Origin of the sequence: Akkermansia sp. UBA7090, assembly GCF_002493465.1 — a bacterium.
Lineage (GTDB): Bacteria > Verrucomicrobiota > Verrucomicrobiia > Verrucomicrobiales > Akkermansiaceae > Akkermansia > Akkermansia muciniphila_A.
The window spans coordinates 1-26959 of the sequence record NZ_DKYW01000025.1; the positions used below are offsets into that span (position 1 = coordinate 1).

Here is a 26959-nt window from a genome sequence, read left to right on the forward strand (position 1 = left end):
TCCGGATTTGCAATCCGGTATAATATGTTAGATATTGCAGATGTGCGGTTGATTTCAAATTATTTGCATTTGTCGTTGTTGCAATCACGGTAAAATAAAGGAAACGGAGGTTGATGGAAGAAATAGAAAGTTTCCCGTAAGACGAAGGGGAAAACTCTATCTCCGCTGTTGGCCCGCTGCTTTCTCCTTTCATAGTCCGGTCCGTGCTGTCTGAAGCCGCTCTTGCCTTGGAAGAGAGGACAAACGATGATTCTGGCAACGTTATGGATTCCGTCAAACTTATTGCGTCCGATATGGATGGGACGCTGCTTAATGGAAAGGGAGAGCTGGACCCTGCGTTTTTTTCCTTGTTTAAGGAGCTTGAGCTTCGCGGCATTCGTTTTGCGGCGGCAAGCGGACGCCAGTATGACGGGTTGCTACGAACCTTTGCCCCTGTGGCGGACCGGATGCTGTTCATTGCCGAGAATGGCGCCTATGCGGCGGAGGGGAGAGAAGAGTGGCTGCTTCTGGATATGGATCATGAAACGGTAGCCGGTTTGATTGCCGGGATCAGGCGCATTGAAGGGACCTGCATCGTCCTCGCAGGGCGGGATTCCGCATATATTGAGGACAAACAGCCGGAATTCGTCCGGGAGGCCCGCAAATATTACACACGCTGTCAAGAAGTGGGGAATCTGCTGGATGTGCAGGGGGACAGATTTCTGAAAATAGCAGTGTATGATTTTCTGGGCGCCGGGGAAAACAGTTATCCCCGGCTGAAGCATCTGGAACATGGTTTCCAGGTGGCGGTGTCCGGAGAGAAATGGATGGATATCAGCCGGAAAGAGGCCAATAAGGGGGCCGCCCTGGAATTGATTCAGCGGAAACTGGGAGTTTCTCCGGAGGAGACGATGGTGTTCGGGGATCAGATGAATGACGCCCCGATGATGCGGCAGGCGCGCTTCAGCTATGCCGTGCCGGAAATCCGTTCCATGGCTGCCCTCGAGGCGCCGTCCAATGAAGAAAACGGAGTGATGCAGATACTTGAAAAGATGTTGGAAGCCTGTTCTCCGCAGGAAAGGGCCGGGGATTGCAGAAGACCCCGTTCCTAATTGCCAGGGAGGAATGAAATCAGGGTTATGCTGATGTTCTTGTCAGATTGTTTTGAGATGCTGGTGATGGCCGTGTTCGCTTGCATAGGCGGTGTTTTTCTGGGAATGGGCTTTCTGCTGCTCAAGTTGGCGGGAATTTTTTTGGGAATATTGGCGGGGTGCATTATTTTGATGGAAGCGGCCGGGAGGTGGATGTTCCATTTGATGGGAGCATAATCCTGTTATTCGCGGCAATGAAGGGGGCGCTTCCCGTTGTCGGCTGGTGCCGCTCCGCGTTTTCACCGGAAAATGCCCGGTTTGCCTTCTGCGCGCAGGGGAAAATCTTCCCTCAGGATTCCGTTGGCGCCTCCATGAAACGGACTTGTTGCCTTTGTACTGTCTGGCAGGGCGGGAGACGGAATTTCCCCGTCTCTCCCGTCAGCATGAAAGCTGTTGCCCTTTTTAGTTTTGCTTTTCCGGAATGTCTGTGGTACATCCGTGCCAGACGTCATGAATCAGGAATTTTTTTCAGTGCTCGTGCAGGTGGCGGCCGCCTTGGGGCTGGCCGGCATGATCTTGTTGCTCAGTATCTTGATGGGCAAACGTTCTTCCGTGCGCAAACCTGCGGACATCCCCTATGAATGCGGGATGATTCCCATGGGGGAAGGTGCCCCCATGTTCTCCGTAAAATTCTATATGGTGGCCATGCTCTTTGTCATTTTTGACTTGGAAGTAGTATTCCTCTATCCCTGGGCCGTCAATTTCCGGGACTATATTATGATGAATCCGGAATCGTTCACGGCCATGTGCATTTTTATCGGCATTTTGCTGGTGGCCTACCTGTATGCGCTGGGCAAGGGCGCTCTGAACTGGCACCACGATCCCCGTTGACCGTTTTTGTTCCTTCTCCCTGACGCCGTGTTCCATGAGGAATACGGCGTTTTTTATGTGAAAGAAAAATTGCTTTGGAAAAATGGCGGGGGGTGAAATATCCGTAAATCCTGTCCTTTTCCCGGATGACTTTTTTGCATGTAACATCTTATTGTATAAAAGATGATTTCTCTTGCCAGGAAAAGGGAATAGGGGTAGCGTTTGCGCAGTCAGGAAATGCAGCATGAATGTGCCTCTTCCCAAAACCACGCAAGGTGTTTACCGACTGTCGGTCAGCGCCTTTTATTTTCTTCAGGGTTTGGTATTCGCCAGTTGGGCCTCCCGCATCCCGGATATTAAAAGCGCATTGGGGATGAACGATGCCGACCTGGGCTCCGTGCTCTTTGCCGTTCCGGTGGGGCAGATGTCCGCCATGGCGCTGTCCGGTTACCTGGTTGGCCGCTGCGGCAGCCGGAAAATACTGATGGCGGCATCCGTCTTTTATCCTGCCGTGCTTGTATGCCTGGGGATGGCGGGGTCTTTCTGGGAACTGGCGGCCGGGTTGTTTTTCTTTGGGGTAGCCGCCAATCTGACGAATATATCCGTCAATACGCAGGGAGTGGGAGTGGAACGGCTGTACCAGTGCAGCATCATGGCCCGGTTCCACGGTTTATGGAGCCTGGCGGGTTTTTTCGGAGCTTTGCTGGGAGCAGCCATGGTGGACTGGCATATTTCTGCGGAGACGCATTTCATCACCATTTTCCTGATATGCATGATTATTCTGGCCGTTTTTTCCCCCTCTCTTCTGCCGAGGGATGCCCGGCGTTCCTCCTCCCAGGGAGGCGGCATGTTCCGGAGCATGGATTCTTATGAACTGGTCATCGGACTGATCGCCTTCGGAAGCATGGTGAGCGAAGGAACCATGTTTGACTGGAGCGGCGTATACTTTGAAAGTGTGGTAAAACCTGGCCCGGGGCTGGTGCAGATGGGATACGTGGCATTCATGAGCACCATGGCCCTGGGGCGTTTTACGGCAGACCGCCTGGTGATGCGCTTCGGGCCTGTGCGGGTTCTGCGCGCCAGCGGCATCCTCATTTCCTCCGGGTTGCTGGTCTCCGTCTTGTTCCCGATGTTGTGGTCAGCCACGCTGGGCTTCCTGCTGGTGGGTTTTGGCACCTCTTCCATTGTCCCGCTCTGCTACAGCATGGCCGGGAAATCCCGGAAAATGATTCCCAGCATGGCGCTGGCTTCCGTCTCTACCATCGGCTTTCTGGGATTCCTGCTGGGGCCTCCGGTCATCGGACATATCGCCCATGCTTCTTCCCTCCGGTGGTCTTTCTCCCTGATTGCCCTGATTGGACTGGGGACGGCATTCATTGCCCCTTTCCTCAAGAAATATAGGTAATCACTGTTAATGATATGTTTATATTGTGAAATGGTGCAACAAGGCAATCCAAATCCGAACCGTTTTTGTTGCTGATAGCTTCCTGCAATTCCGCGAAGGTGATGGTTTTCGTGCCCTCCTTGTAGTTGAAGGTGATCACCATTTTATCATCGTACAGGAAAATCGCGTTGATGAAGGTGTCGATGAGCATCTTGCGGTGGCTCTGTTGCCGCACGTCCAGCTTGCGGAAGCGGTGGAGCCAGAAGGTCATAAACTCCGCGCTGACCTTGTGCTTCGCCAGCTTTTCGCAGGCAAGCCTGTTCTCAAGCTCGTCGCGGCGGTTTTCCAGCTCCTCCAGCCGCTCCTTTGTGGAGCGCGTCAGGATGCCCTGCTGGATGGCGTTGAGAAGATTGCTGATGGCAGTATCCGCCTCACGGAGCTGTTGCTCATACAGCGGCACGTTCACATTGTCCCTGTCCTGCAAGTCCATGAGCATGGACACGATGGCCTCGATTGCTTTGTCGTCCATGACCATTTTCATGGTTTCACCGACCACCAAATCCTCGATCCATTCTTTCCTGACGGGCCTCTTGTGGCACTCGGTGCGCTTCTTTTTGACGGAAACGCACTTGTAATAGTGATGCACCTTTCCCGTGCGGCTTGTGCCGCTCTCGCCGCAGAGATAGGCCCCGCAGTAGCCGCAGAACAGTTTGGTGGTCAGCAGATAATCGTCCTCGGCCTTGTGACGCGCCGGGGCCTTTTTGTTCTTCGCCAGCTTCTCCTGCACCCGGTCAAAGAGGTCTTGCGGTACGATGGCGGGGGATCACATCGCGGTATCGGAACTCCCCGATATAGCGCCGGTTGTGGAGTGTATGCCCCACGCTATTGAATGTCATTTTCTGCCCCCGCGTGTTGGTAAGCCCCTGCTCGTTCAGCCAATTCATAATGGAGGAAATGGTTTCTCCGCCGTCATATCGCTTGAAGGCTTCCAGCACGAACGGCGCGGTCAGCGGGTCGATCTGGAAGTGCTGCTCCGCGTCGATCACATAACCTATGGGCATCATGCCGCCGTTGAATTTGCACTTGAGGGCGTTATCCGTCATGCCGCGAATGACCTTTTCGGAGAGGTCAGCGGAGTAGTATTCCGCATAGCCTTCGAGGACGGATTCGAGAATGATGCCCTCCGCGCCCTCTGAAATAATCTCAGTGGCGGATACGACCTTCACGCCGTTCTTTTTGAGCGTGGCCTTGTACCGGGCGCTGTCATAGCGGTTTCGTGCGAACCTGTCCAGCTTCCAGACGATCACTATATCAAACAGCCGCTTGCCGCTGTCCTTGATCATGCTCTGGAACTCCGGGCGGTTATCGGTCTTTGCAGAATACGCGCGGTCGATGTAATGCCGCAATACCGTGATGCCGTTTTTCTCGGCAAAGGCGGCACATTCCCGAAGCTGTCCTTCGATGCTTTCCTCTCGCTGGCTGTCGGAGGAATAGCGGGCGTAGATGACGGCTTTCATTTCTTTTCCACCTCCGAGAGCATCTGCACAAGCGTTGCCTTCAATCGTTCGTTCATAGCCGTGCCGGGGTCGAAGCACATTTCCACGAACCGCGCCATTTCGGGATTGTTCAGGCCGAACTTCACGCAGTTGTTGTAGATCATGCCGTGGGGGTCGTCCGCCCTGCCGAAAATGTAGTCCAGCGATACGTCAAAGTAGTCGGCGTATTTCAGAAAAACCTCTGGGGAGGGCGTGGAATCGTCGATTTCATACCGGGCGAGAGAGGATTGGGAAACGTCAAATTCCTTTGCCAGCTTTGCCTGCGAGAGCCTGACGCTTTCACGCAAACCTCGCAGCCGTTCACCGATGATTTTCAAGGCTGCGTCACCTCCTTTTCTGTTTCAAGAAAACCCGGAAACAGAGAACATGTCAATGACACATTCACATAACGCCGCGATTCTCTGACGCGCCGCAGGCGAAGAAAGCTCCGCAGGAGCGCAGCCGATTTTGCAAAAATCGTTCAAAGGGGCTTGGGGACAAATTTCCCCAACAAGCGAAAAGTGGCTCCAAGCCACCTTGCTTGCCAAGTGTGAAGCCAACAGGGTTCGCACGGCGGCAAGAGCAGCAAAGAGGGCCCTCTTTGCCCTGCTTGCCACATTAGTTCACCATGTTAGATTTCGTTCGCGGGAGCAGAGAAAGGCAATCCGGCGGTGTTCCTTATAGAAACCGTTGGACTGCCTTTTGCAACGCTAAATGGAGTTAAAATCAGCTTAGCAACCGCAGTCACTTCTTTGCATAGATAACATCCCTGTCCATGATTTGCAATGCTTCCTGCTCCAGAAGATAGGCTTGATATCGCTTCTCATTTGCCTCCAGTGCAAGATCATTTATCTTTTTCTGAACCGTGTGGTTTTTGAGCAAAGGAATCGCTATCTGACGAACATGATTGTCGTCAATTTCGTCAACAACCGAGCCGTATGTAAACCGGGTAATAAGCACTTTCCCGTAATCCGATGCAAGAAAGATATTCAAATAGCCGGCTATATCCTTGTTTGCAGGAATGACGCGGATGATATGGTCAGATGGAATATAGTGCTCCCAGTGTTTAGGGACAATCGCAATTTTTCCTATCGTACCACTTCTTGTAATCAGTGTCGTGCCTTCGTGTACTTCCGACTTCTTCAACATCTTATCGTGCTTTGCGGTGGAGAGGTACTTTTTTGAAGAAGGGTCAAGTTCGCTTAATTGTTTGCCCCCAATTAGCACCCGTCCATACCCCTCGTCAACATATACGCGCTTGAAGCGGCCCGGCAGGATAACCTCTCGGCTGATGCGGGAATCGCCGACCGTTGTCACTTCCTCGGCATGCTGCCTCAGATGTTCAACGATGGCGTTAACAATCGGCACATGGTAGGAAGCGTCAAGTCGTCCGGACATCTTGCTCAGCTTTACGCTGAAGGTGTCCACCGGGGCGGCTTTTTTGTAGAGGCCAACATCAAAAGCGTCGATATCAGGCAGCTTCAGCTCGCCGATTAACAATGCGGTGGCTTGGTCGATCAGATCGTTGGATTCATCACGCAGCTCATAAGAACGCACAATCAGATCGTGGATTTTCTTTTTGAGCATCGTCGGCGCATCGGGAATAGGAACTGTGGCAAGATGCTCCGGCTCAATGTGAGTGATTACGGCTCCATAACTATTGGTAAGCAGTATCTTGTTGCCTATTTTACTTTTAAGGAAGGCGTATATATAACCAGCCTCATCCGGCTTTCTGCAATCAATTCTCAACAGATCGTGACTAAAAATCTTGCTTGCGAGCGTCCGTGACACAAAGGAGACTTTTCCGATTGTTCCAGAACATGTCATCAGAATTTGATTTTCTTTTACACGCAGATTGCCGATATTCGTTTTCGTTTTCGCCGAAATGTATCCATCGGGAGTTGGCTTAATATCGACAATACTGGATGGCTGATAAATGGGCATATCGGATTTTTCTACCCATATACGCTTAAACCGCCCACAAACATACGACGATACCATTCCATCTGTGCCGCCGATGAAGCTCTGAGGGTATTTCCCTTTTGAGATCAACATTCGTGCCTGTTTTGCCTCAACATCAAATACACTCGCTTCAAGTCTTTTCCCGCGGGCAACAACGTCCGAAAGCGCAACTGCACACCACTTGACCGGGCTCTCGTTGACAACGACTTCCGGCTCAATGCTGTTTTTCTCTTTGAAAGCGAGATTTGAAGTTACCATCCCAATCCCTCCTGCTTTTTCCACTCAGCGAATATCGCCGGGAGATCGGGAGTCTGATCATCCTCAACTTTTACCTTTTGCTCATGTGACACAGTGCGTTGCCCGTCTCCCGTTTCTCCAAGCACAAGCACACTGTTTGTATCCGGCACAAGGATTTCGTTGCCCTCCTTGTCACGCTTGAATAGGGGATTGCCTCGCTTGTCATGCCCGACCTTTTCGATCATCGCCATAAAGATGTTGTAGTCAGCCATTTTGCCGCTCTTTTCTTCCGCATCTCTCTGCTCCTGCGTTTTCTTTTGCAGGATCAGAACGGAGGTCTGCGTCCCGTTGCGAGGCTGGAATGTATCAGCGTTCAAGTCGATGCTGGCAACGATTCTGTGATTTTGTATCATCCATTCGCGGATATAGCCCAAGCCGGGAGAACCGAGAATCGAATCAGGCAGCACGATACCCATACGCCCGCCCGGTGCGAGAAATTGAGTGCAGCGCTCAATGAACAAAATTTCCGGCGGCACGGAGGATTGCAGGCGCGAGGTTTTCTTCCAAACGCCCGTTTCTTTGTCGCAATCCCAAATATGCGCAAGCTCAAATTGCTCAAGGATGTTCTTGTCCTTGATCGGTATTTTGCTCCCAAAGGGTGGGTTGGTGACGATTACATTGAAGTAGCCAATCGAACTATGGTTACGGAGCGTATTTTTATTTATACCAAGGGCTTCGGCAAGGCGTGAGCGGAAGTCATCAGACCACTCGTGCGGAGGAAGCAGGGAATTTGTTTGCAGGATATTCCCGCTGCCATCGTTATTCATGACCATATTCATCTTTGTGGCCTTTACCAGGTCGGGATTGATGTCAAAGCCGAAATAGTTAGAGGATGCCATCTCGGAGATCCTGTCCTGAAAAGCCCGGAGAGTATCCGAATCCCAGTTTTCCCGCTTGATGCCGAGAGAAGTTGAAAACTGCTGCTCAAGCTGGTCAATTACATGTGTCATTGCCATGACGAGGAAACCGCCCGTACCGCAGGAACTGTCCAATACATGCTCGTCAACTTGTGGATTTACCATCTCAACCACCATTTTCATAACATTGCGAGGCGTGAAAAACTCACCGCGATCACCGCGGAGATTAGCCCCTACGATTTCCTCGTAGGCTTTGCCCTTGATGTCAATTTTGGTATTGAGCAGGCTGTATCGCTGCAACTCGCTGACGATATATGCGAGGCTCCTCGGGCTGAGTTTAATTTCGTCATTGGCATCGAAAATTTTTCCATGACGTTTCTTAACTCGCTGAAAGATTTTTCCGATTCTCTTTTGAACGGTCAACTGTCCGTCGGGGTTAGAACGCTCCTCCGATGTCGTATAAAACTCAAGCGGATTCGGAATATTACGCTCATCCTCAATTTTGCAGAAAATCACCTTGAGCAGTTCAAAGAACGCAGGTTGCTTTTGCATGCCATCATTCACATAAATGTGATTATGGCAAGTCTTGAAAACGAATAAAAGATTGTCGTCATAAGCGTTTTTTAAGCTCGTTCTGCTGGGACGGTTGACCTCATCCAAATTACCGTCTGCGGCGGGAATATCGTTGTACTCCATGAATGTAATATTTCCGGCGGCATCAACAGCTTTGCGGAAAACATACTTTTGGACACTGTTGGTCCACATGCCCCACTCACAGTTTGGGCAAACAGACATATATGATTTTAGCTGCGCAATGCCGTCCTTGGCATTACGAGCGTCAACCGTCTCTTTTTTGCATTCGATTATCAACTTGATTGTACCCTGCGTTTGGTCTGCACCTTTTTCCCAGATTACAATGTCTGCGCGAGGTTTGTTTGAACCAACCTGCAAGGTATATTCGATTCTAATTTGCTCCGGCAGATACTTATGCTCGTTCACGAGTCGTTTCTCGATAGTTTGCCGAACATACTCTTCCGGGGTATCGTTACGGAATTTGTCGTCAATATAGTCACATATTTTTCCGTCCGGGATTACGATGATCTTCTGTTCACTTGGCATCGTTACTTCTCCTTTGCTTATTGGCATGATGCCAATTTCATTTTTTCCCGAATGCTTTTGAGCGCATCCGGATTTTCATCAATGTACCTTGCTATATCTGCCGGCAACTCATTTCTGCCTTTTGCCGCCAAGTCAAAAAATCTCTCTCTGGTTTAATTGCTTGCTTGCAGTATTTCCATTGCCTTTAACTGAAGCGGATATGGTGGTGGGTTAGTTCTCCCGGCGAGAATATCATAAAAGTATGGCTTCCGGATACCCAGTTCTGTGTAGAATTTATGCTGCGTTATCCCGGAGTCTTTTATCAGCTGGCGAAGATACTCTCCAAAGCTCTGCTCGTTTTCAACCATTCTTTTTGCCTCCCAATAGGTATGCTTGTATACATACTAACATACTTTTTTGCATCGGTCAACAAGATATTGCAAAGACCATAGCTCGCGCCGAGGGATTTATTATATTTTGGGGGCGGGCAGGCATAAGCTGTGCTTGCCCGCCTTGTCTGCCAAAAAGCGCGGCTGCCGGCTGCTGCGCTACCGCCCTTGCCAATTTGCAAGCCACAGAATAATTTCGGTAGCCGCTGCCCAAATTACGCTGTCAGCCGCTCCATTCCCGTGGTATTGACGTGCAGCCCCATCGCTGCTATAATAAAAGCACAATTGCAGACACAGGACACCATGCAGACGCAGACGGGCCGAAAGGCTTGACAGGCGGCTGCGTTTTCATTTTCAGATAGGAAAGGGGAAGGATGCGAAGGGAAAAAGCACAGACGGCAAAAGACGCTCAAGACGCCATTCCTCCGCCGCACAGGAGAAAGCTGCGGCAAAATACTTTTTCGGAGGTGCAACTTGAGCAGGCGGAAAAAGCTCACCAACAACAGCGGCATCCCGCAGCATGAGATCGAGAACATCGCCCGAATTCTGCTGCCGGATATCCTCGCCTTTTACGAGAGTGAGGAAGGGCAGCGGGAATTTGCCGAATGGAAGGCGGCACGGGACGGGGCAAAAACGGACAAGGACAGCGACGGCGAGAACGTCGCCTAACGATAGATATAAGACAAATCCAAGGGATATATACTCCTAAAACAGCATGGCAAAGGGGATGGCGGACCGTCATTCCCTTTTGTGCGTTTATTCAGTTTTCGTAGGGCTTATACTCCGTGACGGCGTTCAGATACGCCTCAACGTCGCCGTCCAGAATAAGGTCTGCATAAGCCAGCGGGTCGTTGTAGATGAGGTAGTCCAGCTCCGACCGCTCATAAAGATTATCCGCCACTTCGTTTTCCACGGCGGTGCAGTCGATGGAGATCATGCTGCCGTCCTGAAACCGCAGCTCCACACAGCCAGTGTCCATGTTGAATTCACAGCTTTTAATGGTTTTCATAATTGTCCTCCTTATCCTTTACCAGCTTTGGTTTTCTCGGCCCTCTGGGTTTGGATTCGGGACGCTTTACCACGCCGTTTCTGAAATGCGTATCCTCGAATTTCTCGAAGAAAACAAATAATCCGAACCCATCTCCGATTAAGAAGATTTGGTTCGGATTATATTGGTTTGGTGCGCCTGGCAGGACTCGAACCTGTACGCCTTTCGGCACCAGATCCTAAGTCTGGCGCGTCTACCAATTTCGCCACAGGCGCAACGAACGGGCGGACGCACTCTGCCATACCAGGCTCTGGCGTTCAAGATTAAACAGGAGTTTTTACCTTTGATGCGCTTGTGGAAAGCACCTGTGGTGAGAACCCATAGGAAAATTAGCTGCCCTGTTGGGTATCTGCTTTCTGGCGGCATTTTCCATTCATGGGTGGATGTCTGGTTCCCCAAAGGCACATTTACTCCGGATTAGAAGGAGAAGGTATTGAGTACGTCCTGGTTTGTCTGCCGGTAAAGGATGGAAAATCCTTGGTAGCTGATTCTGTGAAGGAAGTTCTGGAGAAAGGAAAGTTTTATCCCAAGCTGGTGTTGGCCGCCGGTGATGGTTCCGGGGCGCAGTGTTTCGCGTACGAGGAGTGCGATACTGATGCCAAACAACGAGGCGTGAAATTAAGAAGATTCTTGAGCCAGCTAAAGCAGTCCTGAACCGGTTTTTGTCCTGTCCGGATGTTTTCCCGGGCAGGTTTATCCCATGATTTGTGCCGGAAAAGGAAATAGTTTCACGAACAGAAAGTCCAGCATCCCCAGGCACAGGGCGATGCAGACGGCTTTTTTAGGGGACAGGAGAGGCGTTATTTTCAGCCAGGCGACGATGCCGGCGTGAACCGCCAGGGAGATGCCCACAGACCACCAGAAGAACGGAATGCCCGTCATGGCGAAGAGGGCCGCCAGCGGGTAGGTGAACGCCAGAAAGAGTTTCATGACAGCTTCCCATTCATGCCCGCGCACCATCATCAGCTGCTTGGACAGAAGGGAGACATACAGGCAGGAAGGGACCACGACGCACAGGATGAGGGAAACAAGCCCTTTTTTTGCATACCGTTCTTCCTGTGTGGGAATGTACATGCCGCATATACTGGGTCAGGAGGGGGAAATTGTCAAACATTGTCCTAGCCCGGCGGGATGGGGGCATTATACTGACGGCATCGCGTATGTCGTCTTTTGAGTTGAATTCCTCCTTCAAGCCTTCCGGGGATCAGGAGCAGGCCATCGGCAAGCTGCTCAAGTCTCTGGAGGCGGGAAACAAGCACCAGGGGCTCCTGGGAGTGACCGGAAGCGGCAAAACATTCACCATGGCGAATTTGATTGCCCGGATGAACAGGCCCACGCTGGTGATTTCCCATAACAAGACGCTTGCCGCGCAGCTTCATTCGGAGCTGAAGAGCTTCTTTCCGAATAACGCGGTGGATTACTACGTTTCCTATTTCGATTATTACCAGCCGGAGGCGTATATCGCCAGCTCCGACACCTATATTGAGAAGGATTCCGCCATTAATGATGAGTTGGACCGCCTGAGCCTGAATGCCATGAATTCCCTGATGACGCGGCGGGACGTGATTGTGGTGGCGTCCGTTTCCTGCATTTACGGCCTGTCCACTCCGGAGGATTACAGGAACCTGACACTGCGCATGCGCGAGGGGGACGTCATGGACCGGGACGTATTTCTGAAGCATCTGGTGGAACGCCTGTTCGAGCGGCAGGATTTTGATTTTACCCGCGGCACGTTCCGCGTGCGCGGAGAGGTGGTGGAGGTGTTTCCCGCCTATTCGGAAGGTGAGGCAATCCGCGTGGAGTTTTTCGGCGACGAGGTGGAGCGGGTTTCTTTGATTGACTCCGCCACCGGGCGCGTGAGGGAGCGGCTGGGGAGCTACACGTTTTTTCCGGCCAAACAGTATGTGGCCGCTCCGGAGAAACGGGCGGCGGCGTTGAAGGCTATCCGGGAGGAGCTGGAGGACCGCATAGGCTGGTTTGAGAAGCATGGGCGCCTTCTGGAAGCGCAGCGGTTGAAATTGCGCACGGATTATGATTTGGAGCTGATAGAAGAGTTGGGCTTCTGCAAGGGGATTGAGAATTATTCCCGCCATTTGTCCGGCCGCCTGCCCGGAAGTGCGCCGTCCACCCTGCTGGATTTCTTTCCCAAGGATTCATTGACCCTGATTGATGAAAGTCATGTGGCGGTGCCGCAGCTGGGCGGCATGTACGAGGGGGACCGGAGCCGCAAAAATATTCTGGTGGAGCATGGTTTCCGTCTGCCCAGCGCCCTGGATAACAGGCCCTTGAAATTCCATGAGTTTATGGAAAGGCAGAACCAGATAGTGTATGCTTCCGCTACGCCGGGGCCGTTTGAACTGGTGAATTGCCGTGCGGATAATAAGACGTATATTCCCGTGCGCCGTGCCGCCAGATCCGGAGAGAAGGCTCCGGAAGGGTTCAAAGGAATCCTGTTTACCTCCCCCAAAGACATTCGCGTCACTCCCAGCCCATCCACGGAACCGGTGGAAAAATTTGACCCTACCAGGCGTTCCACTCCTCTGATTGTAGAGCAGATTATCCGGCCTACCGGGCTGCTGGAGCCGAAGATTACCATCCGCCCGTTGAAAGGGCAGATTGACGAGACGATTGCCATGTGCAATGAACGCGTCGCCAAAAATGAACGCGTGCTGGTTACGACGCTGACCAAGAAGACGGCGGAAGATTTGACGGAGTACCTGAGAGGGGTAGGGTTGAAGGTGTCCTATATTCACGCGGATGTGGATGCGATTGAGCGCGTGGAAATTTTGCGTGCTTTGAGAGCCAGGAAGATAGATGTTCTGGTAGGCATTAACCTGCTCAGGGAAGGGCTGGATTTGCCGGAAGTTTCCCTGGTGTGCATTCTGGATGCGGACAAGGAGGGGTTTTTGCGCAATGAGACGTCCCTGGTGCAGACGGCGGGCCGCGCCGCGCGGCATTTGAATGGAGAGTGCGTCTTGTTTGCGGATGTGATGACGGATTCCATCAAACGGCTGGTTGAGCTGACGGATTACCGCCGGGGCATTCAGGAGAGATACAACCGGGAACACGGCATTGTTCCCCAGACGGTGAGCCGTTCCGAACAGGGGCAGTTGAAGTTGTATGCCGAGGATGATGAAGAGTCTTTCCGCGTAGCGGAGGATGAAGCCGGGTATGGGCTGGAAGAACGCATCGCCAGGCTGGAGGCGGAAATGAAGGAGGCTGCTTCCCATTTGGAATTTGAACGCGCCGCCTTGATTCGGGATGAAATCAGAAGAATGCGCGGTGACGGCAAAAAAGCATGAAGGAGGAGTGTTTGTCTGAATTCAATTTCCGGCAATACGACTGTTCCATGCTTCTTTCCTGCTCTTCGCATCCCTGTTTTTTGGGGACGATGTGATGTTCGAGTGATCGCTTAATTGCTGAAAGAGATGTGAGGGTGTGACGCTAACGCAGATTAGAAATCCGTTGTCAAGGTAAAATGTTCTAAAAGGGCCATTTACGCATATTCAAGCGTGCATGAAAATGTTGCTGCTTATCCCTGGATCAGAAGTATTTTTCTCATTATAAACGCTTTTAGCATATGAACAGGCGTTGCGGATAACAACGGATTTCTAATCCGTTAGCAAATAGACGGCATTTTGCCCCCCTGTTTGCCATGTTCTCCGTTTCGTTTGCCCTGATCATCATCTGCTCTCTGTTTGTTTTATGGAAAATGCCCGTAAAAGAACACGCCGTCCCTTGGCGATGGATTGTTCTTTTTGCCGTTCCTGGCGCCCTGGTTCTTTTCCCTTTATCTTATGTGTTCAGCGTGGAAGGATTCTGCTTTAACGACGCGAGGGCAATTTTAAGGAATGCGGGTGTATTCTGTCTTATGTTTGCGGCGCTGTGTCTGTCTCTTCAAGCTTTGAACAGCATTTTGTGGTATGGCGCAGAGCATCAGTCAAACTGGAATCAACGACAGAAGTGGGGCGTTGCGGGGCTGATTGCGCTCGTACTGGCGCTCGTCTGGATGCGCACAGGGACAGCAACTTGCTGGGACTTTGAACATTGTCAATATCCGCAGATCCTCAGCGGACATTATGGCGTCACCCACACGTTGACCCACACATTGTTTTGCGAAGGAATTTTAGGAATCTGGCATCATATTCATGCAATCGTTCTAGTCCAGTTATTGCTCTTTCTGTTTGTTTTGCTGATGATGCTTTCCTGGGGGATCCGTGAAAAAATTCCCGCATGCATCGTGTTTGCTGCGATTCTGTTCAGCATTTACCAATTCAATCTGGTGACGACCGTCATTAAGGATACGCCCTATGCCATTTCCGTGATGACTTTGACTCTTGGCCTTTGCATGGAGATGCTGGAGACGGGAAAATCGTCCCTGTGGATGATTGCTCTGGGTCTGGCGGGAATGGGGTGTTTTCGCTACGACGGAAGCGTTCCGTTTTTCCTTACCATTGCTGTGCTTGCGTGCTGCATGCTGCGTCAGAAAGAGGTGCGTTGTCGCCTGTGGATTCCTTTATCGGCTGCTCTGGCATGCTGGCTGTTTGCCTCCGCCGTACTTCCTGAAGCGTTGCATGCGGATCAACAGAGAACAGGCACAAGGTATGCCAAAATGGCGCATGTCATTTGCGATGTCGTTGCGGAAGGGGGGCATGTGAGCGAGCAGGATATGGGACTTATTGAACGGGAAATCATGCCCAGGGAAATGATTCTGGAACGTTATCATCATTTTCATGATTCCCTGCACCCTGTTGTGTCGACTGCGCGCGGCGAGAAATATCTTTGGAGCGGTCTGTTCCCTTCCTTGGAAATTGGGGCCAGATATTCGTTCAATACAACCCTGACGGATAAAGGGGAAATGATCACCCGCTTGTTTTTCTCCGTCGCTGTCGATAACCCTCTGAAAGCGGCAAAGATCCTCCTTTTGAACAGCCAGATGGTATGGAACATGTCTCCCAATGCCTGCGTGAGACGGTCTCCCCAGCTGTGTCTGTATTATGGCTGTTTCATCACTTTGCTTCTTGTCTGCATGTTCCGGCGCTGGAAATATCTGATCCCTTTCGTCCCTTTTTATGGGACCGTTCTTGTGATTGGAGCGGTTGCCACCACTTACGAGATCCGCTACCTGTTGCCTGTCATCATGACGCTCCCCATTTTGTTTCTTTATGCAATCGCCTGCATCAGAAGGCGACGGACAATATGCGACGCAGATACCGTCTGATGTAGTCTGACGGAAAAAATCATAAAAATACTTGCGTATTTGGAAAAAGCCTGTAATCTCCTTCCACCATGACCCGCAAAGGTGGTATCAATAAAACCCGCAAGGCAGTCGCCAAGCGTTTCAAGGTTACCGGCACGGGCAAGGTACTGCGCCGTAAACAGGGCAAGCGCCACATCCTCCAGAAGAAGTCCAGCAAGCGCAAGCGCCAGCTTGGCAAGGTGGCTCTGGTGGACGAGACGCAAGTCTGGGCAGTCAAGCAGAACCTGCCTTTCGCCTAAACCGCGGAAACGCTCGACTAATGCCGAGCTTTCCCCCCGCTGAACGGGGGGCCTTCATGCAGCCTTCTTCCGATGAGAAGATAAGAACAGGCGAGACTGCAGGGAGGTGAGGAAGAACAGTCTGTTCAAGATAGAAATAGAAATAAGCTATGCCACGTGCCACTAATGGACCGGCCTCTCGCAAGCGCCGTAAGCGCATTCTCTTGCGCGCCAAGGGTTTCCGCGGTTTCCGCAGCAAACTCTTCCGCTACGCCAAGGATGCTGTTTACAAGGCTTGGCAGTATGAATACCGTGACCGCAAGCGTCGGAAGGGACAATTCCGCCGTCTTTGGATTGCCCGTATTTCCGCTGCCGTCCGCGACCGCGGTCTGACCTATTCCCGCTTTATGGAAGGCTTGAAAGCCGCCAATATTGATTTGGACCGCAAGGTTCTTGCCGATTTGGCCGTCTCTGACGAAAAGGCTTTTGACGCCATCTTTGCTCAAGCGAAGAAAGCCATTGAAGCCAAGGATGGCGCCGCTCTCCGCGCCTGAATGTGCGGGAGCATCCATCTGTTCAGTAAACGTTAACCGACAGCCTCCGGAAATAATTTTCCGGAGGCTGTTTTCATGTCCGGACATAACGGTGCCGGTCGCCGGCATCTTTTGAAATCCGTTCGGAATATCAGCATTCACTTTGTCATTAGGACATCTTTGAAGCTTGTTCACAGGAGCGTTCTGTGGCAACCTGAACAGCAAAAACTACCATGGACAGCATTCTTTCCGTTCTTACCACCATCGCCATTATTTTCGGCGTGGTGATGTTGTTTAACTTCATGATTTTTATTCATGAGCTTGGTCATTTTTTCGCTGCCCGCTGGCGCGGTCTGTATGTGGACAGGTTTCAAATCTGGTTTGGCCGTCCCATCTGGAAAAAAACGGTGAACGGTGTACAGTGGGGGCTGGGCTGGATTCCGGCCGGCGGCTTTGTTTCCCTGCCACAGATGGCTCCTATGGAAGCCATTGAAGGGCATGCGGAGCTTCCCAGGAATTTGAAGCCGGTCACTCCCCTGGACAAGATTATCGTGGCCGCCGCCGGGCCTGCCGCTTCTTTTCTGCTGGCTGTGTTGTTTGCCGTGGCCGTCTGGATGGTGGGCAAGCCGGATGTGGAGATGGGCGTGACTACGGTCGGTTTCGTTGCGCCGGACAGTCCTGCGGCGCAGGCCGGCATTCTGCCCGGGGACAAGATTGTGAAGGTGGATGGCCATCCTGTGGACAAGTGGGCGGGCAATATGGAAGGCGTGCGGGAATTGATCATGCTGGGCGAGCATGACCGTGTGGTTTTTACGGTGCAGAGGCCCGGACATGAAGGAGAAATGGAAATTTCCTGCGGATTCCGGATTCCGGAAACGTCCTGGTGGCAGCGCTCCGGCATGCGCCAGGTGGGATTGATGCAGGCCATGCCCTGCGTGATTGGGGAAGTGCTTCCCAATTCTCCTGCCGCTCTGGCCGGATTGAACCCGGGCGATAAGATTACGGCCGCCAACGGAGAACGCCTCTGGAACCCTGCCGCGCTGGACGCTCTGCTGAAGAAGAATGAACCGCTCCTGCTGGATGTGACGGACAGGGATGGGGGGACAAGGCAGGTGAATATCCAGGGGAAGCTACCTGAGAATTGGCACAATAGTGCGGACGGCTCTCTGCTCAGGGGAGCGCAGCCTATTCTGGGCGTGAGCTGGGACCTGAGCTCCGTGGGACGTGACGTCACCGTCCATCCTTCTCCGTGGGCGCAGATCAAGCAAAGTTTGAAATGGATGGGGGATACCCTGGCGAAGGTGGTGGCCCCCGGCAGCAGCGTGGGCGTGGAGCACCTTTCCGGACCAGTGGGAATTGCCAATCAGTTTTACAAGATGTTCTCCCTGGATGAAGGGTGGAAGCTGGCCCTGTGGTTTTCCGTGGTGTTGAACGTGAACCTGGCGATTCTGAATATTCTGCCTCTTCCGGTGGTGGATGGCGGCCATGTGGTCATGAATGCCGTTGAATTGATTTTTCGGCGCCCCCTGAATGCAAAAGTCTTGGAATTCGTCCAGTTCGGCTTTGTGTTCCTGCTGATGGGGTTCTTCCTGTTCGTGACATTCAAGGACGTGGGGGATTTCTTTGGCAAGAAGCCGGACAAGCTGCCCACTCCGGTATTCAAGGCCGTTGCGGATTAGTTGCGGACGGCATTTTTATTCCGGCTTGTTCCATGAAGCAGTCACTGGCGGCGCGTTTCCTGTTCCGGGTGGTGGTGCTGGCGTTTCTTGTGTATGCCATGCTGCTTACCTGGTGGACTCCTTTCACCGGGGACAGCTTGATGCATTCCGTGTTCGGGGCGGACCACCGCCTTGCCTTTCTGCCTGTGCTGGAGCGGTGCTGGTGGTCATACATGCACTGGAATCCCCGGCTGGGGGAATTCCTTGCTATTTTTACGGCTACGGCGGGAAAATGGCTTTTTCTGGCCGTCAATCCTTTCATGCTTCTTTCCCTGGCGTTGATGATGTTTTTCCTGGCGCAGGGAAGAAGGGTAAATTCCGGAAACTGGCGGGATGTGCTGCTGTTTGCCGCAGGGGCGCTTCTTTTGCTTACGTCTTCATCCAGGCCGGGCATCACGATGTTCTGGCTGTCCGGAGGGACCAATTACGCATGGTCGGCCGCCATCTGGCTGGGTTTCCTGTGCCTGTACCGCTCCTTATGGGCAGGAACTTCCCGGATTCGGGACACTCCTTTTTCCTGGTTCTGGATAGGCGTCACGGCATTTGCCGCCGGCATGACGAATGAGAACCAGATTCCCGCTTCCCTGGGAATGCTGTTCGTGTACTGGTTTTACGCTCGCAGCCGGGGAATGGTGCTCCCCCGCTGGTTCTTCATTGGCTGGGGATTCCATGCGTTGGGAGGGGCCTTTCTTCTGCTGGCTCCAGGAAATGCCGCCCGACTTCATTCGGAAACGGCGGGCGGCGCTGCCGTCCTTCATTCCTGGGGAGAGCGTTTCGGCGCTATTCCGGAACTGGTAAACGCCTTTTATGAATTCATGCTGATTCCTAAAATGTTGCTGGCCGTTGCCGCCGCCGCTCTGATCCTGCTGACTGTGAAAGCGGGGATGAAAATCTGGCGGGGGGAGGCCGGGCGGCGCATGTGCGCCTCCCTGCTGTTTATTCTGGTGGCTCATGCCATGGCAATCAGCTTTTTTGTACGTGTGATTCCGGCATGGCACGCCATGTTTTCCGCTACGGTGTTGATGATGACGGGCATTCTGGGGTTGTACGGAGTATGGATGGAGGCTGTGCAAAGGCGCTGGATTCCATTCTGCGTACTGCTGGCGGCGGCTGGCGCGGCCCTGTGGATATGCTCCGGATATCTGAAGGCTTTTCCCCGTATCCACCGCCAGTGCGAGGAACGGAACATGTTCATCCGCCGTGAATTGGAACAAGGCAAGAAAAACATTACGGTTCCTCCTTATGATTCCGTGCCGTTGGCTCCTTATGTTTCCGTGATGTGGCGCATGAGCAGCGAGAATCCGGATGAATTTATCAATCGTTCCATGGCTCGGTATTTGGGGATTGAAAGCATCCGGGTGGCTGTTCCAGAACCTTGACGGCTTATTTTTTTGCCGTTTTACTGATCCATTTCCGGGCGGCCTTTTTTATTTAGCTGCCGGCTAATGTCCGCGGATCAACAATCCGGTGAGTGCCGGGTTGTCTCAATAAAAATCCATTTTATTCTCATTAAACATGTTATATATTTCTATCATCTTGATGGAAGATGACTGATGCCATAAAAAATAAATGTAGTATATGATTAAGTTTTCATGATTTCCATTGACACCGGATTGTTGAACCGGTTTACTCTCTTTTGTCATGAAGAAATCCTTATTTTCTTTAGCTTTGATCGCGGGTACCATGCTTGCAGTACAGGCGGCGACGGTACAGATTGATTTCGGACGCAGTGACGCCACGACGGAAGGCGCTCTCAATATGAATTATGATAACGCCACCGCCTCTTTGGGCAGCATGCCGGGAAGCGTTTCTTTGGCGTGGAGCACGGCCGGAGGATATGTATCGGAAAACGGTTATACCACCACCAAGACGGCTGAGGAAGAAGCCGATTGGAAAAATCCTTTCAACGGCAGCATGCCTTTCAGTCTGGGGGACTCCTTTCGTGACGGTCTTTTAACGCAAACGGCCGATGGTTCCGGTTATTTCACCGTAACGTTCAGTGGTCTTGCCGCCGGGGAATATGCCTTGTCCATCTTTGGAGGTTTCACAGGCAAGGACGTGTTTGCCGGTCAGACCTGGACGATTGGAAACGCCGATGCTTCCAATGCCGTGTGGACAAGCTTCGGTACAGACGCCAGCGGGAACTGGGCCGAAATTTCTTCCGTGACGGGAGATAATTCCGGCGTTCTGACTCCGGGAAATGCTGGAACTTCCAGCGCTACCGCCAATAAAGGGCTTTATTCCTCGGTGGAGAACATTGTCGTGGGGGAAGATGGAACGCTTACCCTTACGATTCAGGGGAATGGTTCCAGCTCTTACGGCCGGACGGCCCTCAATTATCTTGCCCTGACGCAGGTTCCGGAACCCGCTACGGCAGCATTGAGCCTGCTGGGCGCTGCTGCTCTGTTCCTGCGCCGCCGCAGGGCCTGACCCGGAAAGCAACAAAGCCTTGTTATCAACGCCGCTCCGTAATTCACACGGAGCGGTTTTTTATTTGGCGTTTTTCCTCTTCCTGTCTGTGCGGCAGGGCATTTCTATTCCAGCCTGTTTTCCGGGTGCCCCTTTTTCCCATACCGGAGATGAGCCGGAATTGGAATGAAGCGCGGGAAAATACAGGGAAACGGATTTGTCCGGAAAGAAAGGCTTATTGGATGGGAACGGTTTCCTTTAAGCAAGTGGAAACAATGATGCGCGTTATGCGTTCCAGCGGTATTCCGGTGATTCTGGACACAATGCGGGCATAAGCATTCAATTGGTTTGAGTGGCGCTCGCGCAGTTGTTCCGGGGATTCGGCATGATCCGTCTTGAAGTCCACGATGACGGCGGCTTTGTCATCAAGAATCAGCCTGTCAATGATGCCGGAAATCCAGTTGTTCCCGTCAATGGCTTCAATACGCTGTTCCTTCATGATGCGCGCTGTTTCCGGAGGCGTGAAAAGTTCCCGGATGGATGGGATGCCCATGCACTCCGTTACGATGCGTTCCGCCTCCGTAGCAGGGTGGAGAGCCCACTCCGGCTTGTTTTCATCATCCCAGCGGGTAATCCGTTCAAACACGGCGTGGACGGCGGAACCAAGCGCGGCGGCCTTCCCTGCGCCCGCGTGTTTTTCTCCCTGGAGCGGGGAGGCTTCCTCCGACAGGCCGGAAGGGGATATCCGTTCTCTGGCCAACGGTTTTTGCGCCGGCCATTTCAGCGCGCTTTCCTCCGCGCGTTTGTGTATGATTTCCGGGAATTCCGCGTACCACCCTTCAAGACCGCGGGAGTACAGGCATGACGCTCCGGATTCCGGAAGTATGTTTTCCGTTCCCCGGTTGAGGGACCGGATAGAGGAACGGACCACTTTCCACATGGAATCTGCCGTCTCTTCTCCCTTGTCTTCCCGGTACGGGAGGATAACGTAGGTAGCCCGCTTGGCCCGGGTAAGCGCCACATACAGCTTGCAGAATCCGTCAAATTGCTGCCGGGCGCGCCATTCCCGGTAAAGTTCCTGGAATTGCGGAATTTCTTGATAGATTTCTTTGGGCGGTTTGATGATGATTCCTTCTATTCCACCATCCCTGTTTTTTTTGACGAAGTGAGTCAAATGCGTGGCGTTTGCGAAAGGAGTATCCCTGCCGATCTGGGGCAGGATGACGATGTCAAATCCCAGCCCTTTGGATTTGTGGATGGTCATGATGCGGACAATTCCCGCGGCGGGATCTTCCCGCCGGGTCAGGTCCTCCATGCGCCTGATCCATTCATCCAGGGAAACTCCCTGTTCGTCCACCTGTTCCGCCTCATTCTGCCAGACGGCCAGTCGGTCGCGGTGGAAGTCCGTCAGTTCCGTCCCTCCCCGGAGCAGGCGCCGTTCCAGTTCCTCCATGACGGCGGCGTAGCCCTCCCGTTCCAGCAGGAGGCGCCATTCTTTCCACTCCATGCTTTCCGGGCATCCCGGCGTGATGAGGGGGCGGAGCGGGGAATGAGTAAGCAGGCCGACGACAAAGGGATCTCCCGGCATCAGCAGCCAGCGGAAGAAGTACAGCAGGTTTTTCCCCAGCGGAGAGTCCACGCCTACCGGAACGTCGTCACACACTTCTGCGGGGATGCCGTGATCCGTCAGCCATTCCTTGATGACAAGAGCCTGGTTCTTCGTACTGACCAGTATCGCTGTTTCCAGGCCGCGGCGCAGGGCCCCTGTACGCTCCAGAATATCAGCCGCTGCCTGGCATACCAGGTCATTGGCGGAGACGTTTTCCGCCTTGGGCGCCTGCCAGATTTGGGAGGCGCCGGGGCGGCCTTCCAGATGGGGGGCACACCGGTGCTCCGGATATTCCCCCCATTGTTCCAGGGCGGCGGGTTCGCACCCGGGCGCTGTCCGGGCATAGTCGCAAATATCGTTGACCAGATCCAGCACAGGCTGGACGGAGCGGTAGGAAGTGGACATGCCGCGTTGTTCCAGTTGAAGCTGTGAAGAAACGGAGCGGAACAGCTCCGGGTCTCCGCCGCGCCACTGGTACACGCTCTGCTTGATATCCCCCACCACGAAAATGCTGCCTTCATTTCCGGCCTTGGATTCCGCCAGGTCATCCAGGAAAGGCTTGATGACGCGCCATTGGGGCTGGGACGTATCCTGAAATTCATCCAGCATCCAATGGTCGTAACGGCAGTACATGCGGTATTGCAGGTCCCGTTTGAGTTCCGGCGTAATGGTGCCCCCTCCCAGCATGCGCGTAACGTCGTGGAACAGGAACCTCCCCTTGTTGCGGACCAGGGAGGAGTATTTGTCCTCAAACAGGAGCATCAGTCCGTGCGTGGCGCGGGTGCGGCGCAGTACCTGCAGCGTCTCCATGCGTAGCCAGCTCTGGATGAGTTTTTCCAATAGCGGAGACCAGTATTCAGCAAATTTGGCACGAGCCTTTTCCGGGGAGATGTCCGTCTTGGAACCGCTCTTTCCTCGGAACCAGACTTTACCCAGAAACGTGTAGGTGTTGAAACTTTTCAGATAACTGATGAAGTCTTCCCGCGTATTCGCTTCTCTTTTTTTCTCCGGTATGGGGGTGGCTTTGGCCTGTTCCAACAGGTCGTGCAGGACGGAGTCAAATTGTTCCAGGGGGACGAGAGGCGCCAGCTCCTCCTGCGTGAAGCCCAGCGTGACGGGGTTTCCCCACATCCCGGCATCCGGCACATCCAGAAAAAGTTCGTGATAGGTGTCCAGGCGGCGCATCATGGAATTCTCCGCGTCCGCGGCTTCCGCGTCAGAATCCGCCCCGGAAAGGAAAGCGTCCTCAAAGTCCTTCCTTCGCTCCCTGTTTACGGAGCATTCCCGGTACAGGGAGAGCAGGGCTTCACGGCGCGCCAGTTTCTCCGCCGTGGGGTCAATCATGCTGAAGCCGCTGACTCCCAGTTCAAAGGCGCTGGCGGAGGCAATCTGGGCAAACAGGCTGTCAATGGTGCAGAGGTTGAGCCGCGCCAAATTCTGCACCAGAATGTGCAGTAAATGGAGGAAGCGTTCCCGATGCAGGTTTTCCTCCTTCCATGCCTCCGGAGCGCCGGGCCAGAGGCCGGGCTCCCCATCCGTTCCCTTAATGACCGCCCAGAGCCGTTCTTTCAGCCGCGCCGCGCCTGCTTCGTCCGCGGCCCCCGCGGCCAGGTCTGTCAGAATGCGGTCCTTGAACTCTCCCGCCGCTTTGCGGGTGAATGTAATGGCGATGAGGCGTTCGGGGTGGTTGCCGCCGTTCAGCGCCAGCAATCCCAGGAAACGCAGGGAGAGCTGGTAGGTTTTTCCCGTTCCGGCGGAAGCGGAGATCAACATGTTGGTCAGGAGCGGCATCTTAGAAAGGCAGGTGGGGGGTGAGGCGGAGGCCCAGCAGATCCTGCAGGCTTTCCCTCCGGGAAGTCATCAGGTCCTTGAATACGTCATAAGAGGGCGGTGTCCAGCCCAGTTCCTCCGCGGTGATGAGCCCGCGGCCTTCATGAAGAAGCTTCATCAGCTCCACCGTCCAGGAACGGGCGCTGTCCAGCGCGCATTCCTCATACCCGGGCATGGTGTCGTGGAGGGAGTCCCAGGAGGAGATTCCGATGTCCATGGGATTGGCGGGAAGGGCGTAATAAGCCGCAGAGGGATGGCCCCCGTAGGTTTCCGAGGCCCACAGCACATAAACGGGCAGCTGCAGGTCTTTCCAGCGCGCGTGCGCCAGCTTCCCGTTTTTCTGGCGTTTGGTGTAGGGATGCAGGGACGGGGAAAGAAGGGACAGGGCGTCCGGCCGTCCGAGCGGTTCCAGATGTTTTTTCTCACAGGAGGAGGCCGCTCCCGTTTTGTAGTCAATGACCCGTATGCGACCGTCCGCGTGGCGGTCAATGCGGTCAATGCGGAATTTCATGGGGAATCCGTCCAGTGCCCAGTTCTCTACCTGGCGCTCAAAGGCAATGCAGGACCATCCTTCCTGAAGGGCCTGCAAGTGCTGAACGGCGTAAACGGAAAGCCTCTGTTCCATGGAGCGTTTTTGCAGCAGCAGGGGCATGAGGGGGGAGGGGCCGTATTGTTTCCGGAAGGTGTGTTCCAGTATTTCCGTGATGGCGTCCTGAAGGGAGGCTGCGTTCATGCCGTCTTTCAGGACGGCGTGCTCCCGGCAGAAGCATTCCAGCACGTCGTGCAGCATGGTGCCCAGTTCGTTGACGGCCATGTCCTCTTTGTCCGGCAGGAATTCTTCCTCGTTCATATGCAACGCCTCCCGCATCCAGAAGCGCATGGGGCAGGCCAGGAACCTTTTGAGGACGGAGGGGGAGAAGGGAAGTCCTCTTTCCTTCCACGGGTTTTTGTAGCCAGGCGCCATCGCACCGATGTCCGCAGCGGTCTTCCAGCCTTCCGCGGGTTGAAGATGCCAGTTCCCGCGCTGGTAGGGCAAGGGCGCGGGCGCATCGCTGATTTCCTGGAAAAGCAGTTCTACGCGGCGCGGCAGCTCCGCCTCCGTGCAGCGCATGAGCAGGGAGGAAGGTGTCAGAGGATCGTTCCTGCTGTTGGTCCGGGAAAGAAGGATGGTGAGGCCGCCTTCCCGTTCGCGGGAATGGAGCAGGGCGGTCAGCAGAAAACTGTCCCGGGCTTTTTTCCGGTTAAAGGAATCAATGCCCAGGATTTCCCGCAGTTCCTCCGGCATAAATTGGTCGGAAACGCCCCCTTCCGGTACGGTCCCTTCGTTTAGTCCCGTCAGAATGAGGTGTTTTTCCGGGCGGAAATGGACTTCCATCCAGCCCAGGGAATCCAGAGCCGCATGAGCTTTTCTCCTGTTTTTGACGCGCAGCGGCTGGAGGCATTTCATCAGGAGCAGGAGGGCCGCCCCCGGGCTGGAGAACTCGGTGGAGCGCTGTTGCAGCCGCATGAGTCCGGAAAGGCAGGAATGGAACATTTCCATGGCTTCCGTCTCCGGGCCATAAATTGTTGCCAGGGCCGGAAACCATTCCATCAGCCGTTCCCCCAGCATTCCCGGTTCCGCCATCCGGTTCCGCCATTCCAGAATGGCCTGGATGGCAGGAAAGGCGCCGGGATAAGCCTCTTTCAGCCTGGAAAGCAGGTATTCTTCCGTTTCCGGAAGGTATTTCTGCTGGATTTTGTCCAGCGCGGCGCAGCAACTCTGCTGGTTCCTTATTCCCAGGGAGGCGCAGAGCAGGGCGGAGCGCGCCAGGAAATAGACGGGGCGCGCCGTCCCTTTTTCTTCCAGCGCCCGCCGGAGGTTGCGGAGCAGGTCCATGACGCCGCTTCCGGCAAAAGGCTTCCCTTCCGGATTGTGGAGGCCCCAGCCGTATTGGCGCAGGGCTGCGTCCAGGGCAACGTTCATGTCAGGATCGCAAACGCCCAGGGCGATGTCCGGAGCTTCTCCTTCCGCTGTGCGGGCGATGATGCGGCATGTTTCTTCAGCGAGCCGCGCCGGATTGGCCGCCATTCTGATTTGGCCGTCGCGGATTTGGATGGGGCGCCGGGACCACTCTTCCGGCAGAGGGCATCCCCAGCAATCAAAGGTGGCGGCTTCTTCCTCCGGCGCGTGGATCCATATCTGGACGGGTACGCCATTGCTTTCCGCATGCCGGAGGGCATGGCGCAGGGGGGCCGGAACCTCCGCTGCGCAAGCCAGAATAATGTTCCCTCCTGTTTCCCTGAGAGAGTTCAGCAGCCGGGGCGGGGCTTCCGCCTTCATGGCGGTTCTGTTTTCAAGCTTCCAGCTTTCCAGTTGTTGCGTGCATTGTTCTTCCAGCCTTTCCATGTCCGTCCATCGTTCGTCTCTGCCCGAACTGGCATGGTGGGCCATGATGCAGGAAACGCCCTGGTTCGCCATGGCGTGCCTCAGGTTTTGCAGGCTGCCGGCCATTTCCACCATGCTGGAAAAATCCTCCGGCATGGTGTGTGGAAACAGGCGGGGGTAAAGGCGGTGGGGAGAGTCCCCCAGGGCCAGGAGCCACCCGGCCAGTTCTTCCAGAGCGGATGCCGTTTCTTCCTTTTCTTCCATCCGGGGGAACTGGTCTGCCGGAATGACCTGGGGCGCGAAGATTGCCTGTGTACGGGAAATGGAGGCGAGGAATTCCCTCAGCTGCCTCCCGGATTCCCGTGTGGGAACCAGCACCAGATGCCGGTGGAGGTCATTTCCCAGGGAAAGCAGGCGTTCCGCCACGGCCCGGCAGACCGGTTTGTCCCAGGATAGAAAGAAGCGGTTCATGGCAGGTAAGCAGGATTCCCCGGCAAGGGGGAAAGC

19 protein-coding genes, 1 tRNA gene and 1 pseudogene are annotated in these 26959 nt (G+C 53.9%); 11 read left to right on the forward strand and 10 right to left on the reverse strand.

Translation table 11 applies throughout. The features are described from left to right. On the reverse strand, positions 1–193 hold a 193-nt coding region (locus B3075_RS08335), incomplete at its 3' end, for a hypothetical protein (protein WP_290492072.1). A gap of 70 nt (positions 194–263) precedes the next feature. Here B3075_RS08335 and B3075_RS08340 point away from each other — a divergent pair. From B3075_RS08340 to B3075_RS08350, 3 genes are all read left to right on the forward strand, one after another. After that, the gene (locus B3075_RS08340; RefSeq protein ID WP_290489293.1) at positions 264–1091 is read left to right on the forward strand and encodes a Cof-type HAD-IIB family hydrolase; all 828 of its coding nucleotides are present in this window, start codon (positions 264–266) and stop codon (positions 1089–1091) included. A 489-nt stretch (positions 1092–1580) separates the two neighbouring features. Then, positions 1581–1961, forward strand: coding sequence for an NADH-quinone oxidoreductase subunit A (locus tag B3075_RS08345; protein ID WP_012420587.1), 381 nt, complete (start codon positions 1581–1583; stop codon positions 1959–1961). A 223-nt stretch (positions 1962–2184) separates the two neighbouring features. Further along, positions 2185–3345 carry an MFS transporter gene (locus tag B3075_RS08350; protein ID WP_290489295.1) on the forward strand — a complete coding sequence of 387 codons (1161 nt, stop codon included), beginning with the start codon at positions 2185–2187 and terminating at the stop codon, positions 3343–3345. Here B3075_RS08350 and B3075_RS10400 read toward each other — a convergent pair. The 4 genes and pseudogenes from B3075_RS10400 to B3075_RS08375 all read right to left on the reverse strand — a co-directional run bounded on the left by B3075_RS10400 (position 3329) and on the right by B3075_RS08375 (position 9121). After that, a pseudogene (locus B3075_RS10400) lies at positions 3329–4841 on the reverse strand (recombinase family protein). The gene B3075_RS08350 and the pseudogene B3075_RS10400 sit on opposite strands and share 17 nt — an antisense overlap. Next, positions 4838–5197, reverse strand: a complete 360-nt coding sequence (locus B3075_RS08365) for a helix-turn-helix domain-containing protein (RefSeq protein WP_290489299.1) — start codon at positions 5195–5197, stop codon at positions 4838–4840. Before B3075_RS08365 ends, B3075_RS10400 begins: the two are co-directional and overlap by 4 nt. 406 nt (positions 5198–5603) lie before the next feature. Beyond that, the gene (locus tag B3075_RS08370; protein WP_290489300.1) at positions 5604–7103 is read right to left on the reverse strand and encodes a hypothetical protein; all 1500 of its coding nucleotides are present in this window, start codon (positions 7101–7103) and stop codon (positions 5604–5606) included. Next, positions 7073–9121: an N-6 DNA methylase gene (locus tag B3075_RS08375; RefSeq protein WP_290489302.1), complete on the reverse strand. Its 2049-nt coding sequence runs from the start codon at positions 9119–9121 to the stop codon at positions 7073–7075. The genes B3075_RS08370 and B3075_RS08375 overlap by 31 nt, the downstream gene beginning before the upstream one ends. A gap of 815 nt (positions 9122–9936) precedes the next feature. Between B3075_RS08375 and B3075_RS08380 the strand changes: the two genes are divergently transcribed. After that, a complete protein-coding gene (locus B3075_RS08380) occupies positions 9937–10131 on the forward strand; it encodes a hypothetical protein (protein WP_290489304.1) in 195 nt (64 codons plus the stop codon). A 91-nt stretch (positions 10132–10222) separates the two neighbouring features. Here the strand turns inward: B3075_RS08380 and B3075_RS08385 are convergent, their stop codons facing one another. The 3 genes from B3075_RS08385 to B3075_RS08395 all read right to left on the reverse strand — a co-directional run bounded on the left by B3075_RS08385 (position 10223) and on the right by B3075_RS08395 (position 11584). Further along, positions 10223–10471: a DUF6061 family protein gene (locus tag B3075_RS08385; protein ID WP_290489305.1), complete on the reverse strand. Its 249-nt coding sequence runs from the start codon at positions 10469–10471 to the stop codon at positions 10223–10225. Positions 10472–10640: 169 nt separating this feature from the next. Further along, a tRNA-Leu gene (locus tag B3075_RS08390) sits at positions 10641–10725 on the reverse strand. A gap of 478 nt (positions 10726–11203) precedes the next feature. Further along, complete coding sequence (locus tag B3075_RS08395; RefSeq protein WP_290489307.1) at positions 11204–11584, reverse strand: hypothetical protein; 381 nt, start codon at positions 11582–11584, stop codon at positions 11204–11206. 86 nt (positions 11585–11670) lie between these two features. Here B3075_RS08395 and B3075_RS08400 point away from each other — a divergent pair, with 86 nt between their 5' ends. The 7 genes from B3075_RS08400 to B3075_RS08430 all read left to right on the forward strand — a co-directional run bounded on the left by B3075_RS08400 (position 11671) and on the right by B3075_RS08430 (position 20669). Next, the gene (locus B3075_RS08400; protein WP_290489309.1) at positions 11671–13812 is read left to right on the forward strand and encodes an excinuclease ABC subunit UvrB; all 2142 of its coding nucleotides are present in this window, start codon (positions 11671–11673) and stop codon (positions 13810–13812) included. A gap of 353 nt (positions 13813–14165) precedes the next feature. Then, positions 14166–15731: a hypothetical protein gene (locus B3075_RS08405; protein ID WP_290489311.1), complete on the forward strand. Its 1566-nt coding sequence runs from the start codon at positions 14166–14168 to the stop codon at positions 15729–15731. A gap of 68 nt (positions 15732–15799) precedes the next feature. Beyond that, a complete protein-coding gene (gene rpmI / locus B3075_RS08410; RefSeq protein WP_012420592.1) occupies positions 15800–16009 on the forward strand; it encodes a 50S ribosomal protein L35 in 210 nt (69 codons plus the stop codon). 149 nt (positions 16010–16158) lie between these two features. Continuing rightward, positions 16159–16542 carry a 50S ribosomal protein L20 gene (gene rplT, locus B3075_RS08415; protein WP_022198715.1) on the forward strand — a complete coding sequence of 128 codons (384 nt, stop codon included), beginning with the start codon at positions 16159–16161 and terminating at the stop codon, positions 16540–16542. 212 nt (positions 16543–16754) lie between these two features. Then, positions 16755–18200 carry an RIP metalloprotease RseP gene (gene rseP, locus B3075_RS08420; protein ID WP_290489313.1) on the forward strand — a complete coding sequence of 482 codons (1446 nt, stop codon included), beginning with the start codon at positions 16755–16757 and terminating at the stop codon, positions 18198–18200. Positions 18201–18232: 32 nt separating this feature from the next. Then, positions 18233–19618: a DUF6056 family protein gene (locus B3075_RS08425; protein WP_290489314.1), complete on the forward strand. Its 1386-nt coding sequence runs from the start codon at positions 18233–18235 to the stop codon at positions 19616–19618. Positions 19619–19922: 304 nt separating this feature from the next. Beyond that, positions 19923–20669 carry a PEP-CTERM sorting domain-containing protein gene (locus B3075_RS08430; RefSeq protein WP_290488119.1) on the forward strand — a complete coding sequence of 249 codons (747 nt, stop codon included), beginning with the start codon at positions 19923–19925 and terminating at the stop codon, positions 20667–20669. 214 nt (positions 20670–20883) lie between these two features. Here B3075_RS08430 and B3075_RS08435 read toward each other — a convergent pair whose 3' ends face one another. Continuing rightward, positions 20884–24030, reverse strand: coding sequence for a UvrD-helicase domain-containing protein (locus B3075_RS08435; protein ID WP_290488118.1), 3147 nt, complete (start codon positions 24028–24030; stop codon positions 20884–20886). Positions 24031–24049: 19 nt separating this feature from the next. Beyond that, entirely contained in the window at positions 24050–26923 is a 2874-nt protein-coding gene (locus tag B3075_RS08440; RefSeq protein ID WP_290488117.1) for a PD-(D/E)XK nuclease family protein, read from the reverse strand. Between the last annotated feature and the right edge of the window lie 36 nt (positions 26924–26959).

Bases quoted from the DNA above. Each gene is read 5' to 3' on its own strand.
- B3075_RS08340 (WP_290489293.1), top strand. From the start codon at position 264: ATGGATTCCGTCAAACTTATTGCGTCCGATATGGATGGGACGCTGCTT.
- B3075_RS08345 (WP_012420587.1), top strand. From the start codon at position 1,581: ATGAATCAGGAATTTTTTTCAGTGCTCGTGCAGGTGGCGGCCGCCTTG.
- B3075_RS08350 (WP_290489295.1), top strand. From the start codon at position 2,185: ATGAATGTGCCTCTTCCCAAAACCACGCAAGGTGTTTACCGACTGTCG.
- B3075_RS08375 (WP_290489302.1), bottom strand. From the start codon at position 9,121: ATGCCAATAAGCAAAGGAGAAGTAACGATGCCAAGTGAACAGAAGATC.
- B3075_RS08385 (WP_290489305.1), bottom strand. From the start codon at position 10,471: ATGAAAACCATTAAAAGCTGTGAATTCAACATGGACACTGGCTGTGTG.
- B3075_RS08395 (WP_290489307.1), bottom strand. From the start codon at position 11,584: ATGTACATTCCCACACAGGAAGAACGGTATGCAAAAAAAGGGCTTGTT.
- B3075_RS08400 (WP_290489309.1), top strand. From the start codon at position 11,671: ATGTCGTCTTTTGAGTTGAATTCCTCCTTCAAGCCTTCCGGGGATCAG.
- B3075_RS08405 (WP_290489311.1), top strand. From the start codon at position 14,166: ATGTTCTCCGTTTCGTTTGCCCTGATCATCATCTGCTCTCTGTTTGTT.
- rpmI (WP_012420592.1), top strand. From the start codon at position 15,800: ATGACCCGCAAAGGTGGTATCAATAAAACCCGCAAGGCAGTCGCCAAG.
- rplT (WP_022198715.1), top strand. From the start codon at position 16,159: ATGCCACGTGCCACTAATGGACCGGCCTCTCGCAAGCGCCGTAAGCGC.
- rseP (WP_290489313.1), top strand. From the start codon at position 16,755: ATGGACAGCATTCTTTCCGTTCTTACCACCATCGCCATTATTTTCGGC.
- B3075_RS08425 (WP_290489314.1), top strand. From the start codon at position 18,233: ATGAAGCAGTCACTGGCGGCGCGTTTCCTGTTCCGGGTGGTGGTGCTG.
- B3075_RS08430 (WP_290488119.1), top strand. From the start codon at position 19,923: ATGCTTGCAGTACAGGCGGCGACGGTACAGATTGATTTCGGACGCAGT.
- B3075_RS08435 (WP_290488118.1), bottom strand. From the start codon at position 24,030: ATGTTGATCTCCGCTTCCGCCGGAACGGGAAAAACCTACCAGCTCTCC.
- B3075_RS08440 (WP_290488117.1), bottom strand. From the start codon at position 26,923: ATGAACCGCTTCTTTCTATCCTGGGACAAACCGGTCTGCCGGGCCGTG.